Origin of the sequence: Mycolicibacterium arseniciresistens, assembly GCF_030519285.1 — a bacterium.
Classification (GTDB): Bacteria; Actinomycetota; Actinomycetes; order Mycobacteriales; family Mycobacteriaceae; genus Mycobacterium; species Mycobacterium arseniciresistens.
Genome location: NZ_JAUMSQ010000477.1, coordinates 1 through 1,974, shown reverse-complemented (window position 1 = coordinate 1,974; position 1,974 = coordinate 1). Strand labels below are relative to the sequence as shown.

The 1,974-nt window shown below is 69.0% G+C and carries 3 protein-coding genes; 2 read left to right on the top strand and 1 reads right to left on the bottom strand.

All coding sequences use genetic code 11. The annotated features are described in order from the left end of the window. Positions 1-655, top strand: a 655-nt coding sequence (locus Q2100_RS30690; protein WP_302917050.1) for a sensor domain-containing protein, incomplete at its 5' end; no start/stop codon positions are given. A 48-nt stretch (positions 656-703) separates the two neighbouring features. Then, entirely contained in the window at positions 704-1,396 is a 693-nt protein-coding gene (locus Q2100_RS30685; RefSeq protein ID WP_302917049.1) for a sensor domain-containing protein, read from the top strand. 2 nt (positions 1,397-1,398) lie between these two features. Here Q2100_RS30685 and Q2100_RS30680 read toward each other — a convergent pair whose 3' ends face one another. Then, positions 1,399-1,671 (bottom strand): ANTAR domain-containing protein, encoded by a 273-nt coding sequence (locus tag Q2100_RS30680; protein ID WP_269893329.1) that lies wholly within the window; start codon positions 1,669-1,671, stop codon positions 1,399-1,401. Between the last annotated feature and the right edge of the window lie 303 nt (positions 1,672-1,974).

Here is a 1,974-nt window from a genome sequence, read left to right as displayed (position 1 = left end):
GCCGGTGCCCGGCTCCGCGGCGCCGCCACCGCCCACCGCGGCGCGTCCGCTCGGCACGCTGTTGCCCACCCAGGACGAATTGGCTGCGGCACTGGGCATTCCGCCCGCGGGTTTCATGGGTCAGCTGGTCGAGGGCGGCGCCGACACGTTGTTGCGGGGCGTCGACCGGACCGAGGCGACGCCGGTCGACTGCGTCAGCCCGACGTACCGCCTCCAGCAGATGGTCTACGCGGAGAGCCCGGTGCGCTCGGTGGCCACCCGGTCATGGGCCGGCGGAAGCGTGGCCGGGCCGTCCATGTCGGCGTATCTCGGTGTGGTGCAGTTCGACACGGCCGACGAGGCGCAGCGTTTCTTCGCCGCCTCGGCGCAGAAATGGCGGCACTGCGACGGCCAGACGCTGCTGCTGCAGCAGCCCGACCGCGGCACCCGCGAGCAGAGCATGATCACCGATGTGGCGGTCGGGGACCGCGTGGTGTCCGCGGTGGTGCTGCACGACGCCGGCGACTCCGACTCGCTGACTCTGCAGCGTGCACTCGGGGTCGCGGGGGACTGCGTTGTCGACGTGGAGATCACCGATCTCGAGGACGCCAAGGCGGCCGGCGCCGAGGGGGCGGTCGACGTCGCGGATCTGATGTTGGACAAGATCGCGCGCTGATCGGTCCGTCAGCCGCCGCGCGGCCGTCCGGTCGGCCACAATGTGTCGGTGACGAACGCCGGTGGGCTGCGGATGGTTGTTGTGGTCGCCGTCGTCGGCGCGGTGGTGCTCCTCACCGGGTGCCAGGCCACGGTGGCCGGCACGGCGGTTCGGCCGGAGGGCGCCGCCGAACTGGAGGAGGCCGACCTCGACGCCGTGCTGCTGCCGATCGGCGCGCTCAACGAGACGGTCGGCGCCACGGACATGGAGGTCACCAGCGACTCCGAGGAGATGGGTGACCACAGCGACGAGGTGTCCGATCCGGACTGCGTCGGTGCAATCTTCTCCGCCGAGGATTCCGTCTACGCCGGCTCCGAGTGGACCGCCATGCGCGACCAGGTGGCGGCCGAACCGGGTGACGACAACGAGCACTGGGTCCAGCAGACCGCGGTGCTGTTTCCCGGCGAGATGCAGGCACAGGATTTCGTCGAGGAGTCGCGGTCGATGTGGGACAGCTGCGCGGGCGACGTCATCGCCATCGGCGCCGGCGCCACCACCTATCTGTGGGAACTTCAGGACATCCGTGATGCGCAGGGAATCCTGGCGCAGACCTCCAGTCAGGAGGACTCAGGCGGCTGGTCGTGCCAGCATGCGATCTCGGCGGTGAGCAATGTCGTCGTCGAGGCGTGGGCATGCGGGTACACCATCTCCGATCAGGCCGTGGACGTGGCCACCGCGCTGATCGCCAACGTCGAGAGCTGACCTCAGGCCGTCGACAGCGGCGTCAGCCGCGCGTTCGCGACGAGCTGGCCCCAGGCGTTGAACGCCTCGAGATGTGCTGAGGACTGGCCGGATTCGCCGACGGACAGGTCGACCAGTGCGCCGGCGATGCTGCCGATGCCGATTCCGGTGCGGTTCACCACGCTCACCAGTTCGTCGAATGCCGCGCGGTCCCGGCAGCCTCGCAGCCCGACCAGGACGCCGACCGCGACGTCGATGACCCGTCGCGATGAATCGGTGCGGATGTCATATCCCATGTGCGCCTCCTGGTGTGTGAGCACCATGCTGTCCTGCGGTTGCGGTGCCGACAACCAATGGATACACGGTGATCCTGAACATCCGGTGTCAGTTGCACCCGCTCACGCTGCGCGTGTCGTGTCCGCCGCGTTCACCGGCTGTTCGACCGTGCCGGGTGGTGGTGGTGCGGTGGAGTGTTAGGTCGCGCCGGTGGGGGTGGTGAATGCCGCGGTGTGGGTGCCGTTGTTCTGGGTTGTGGTGACCTGCCAGCCGTCGGCTTCTTTGGTGTAGTTGCAGTAGGCGCATTCGCCGAGGCCGTTGAC

What these genes read in the sequence shown, in the direction of transcription:
- Q2100_RS30680 (WP_269893329.1), bottom strand. Translation starts at nt 1,671, where the DNA reads ATGGGATATGACATCCGCACCGATTCATCGCGACGGGTCATCGACGTC.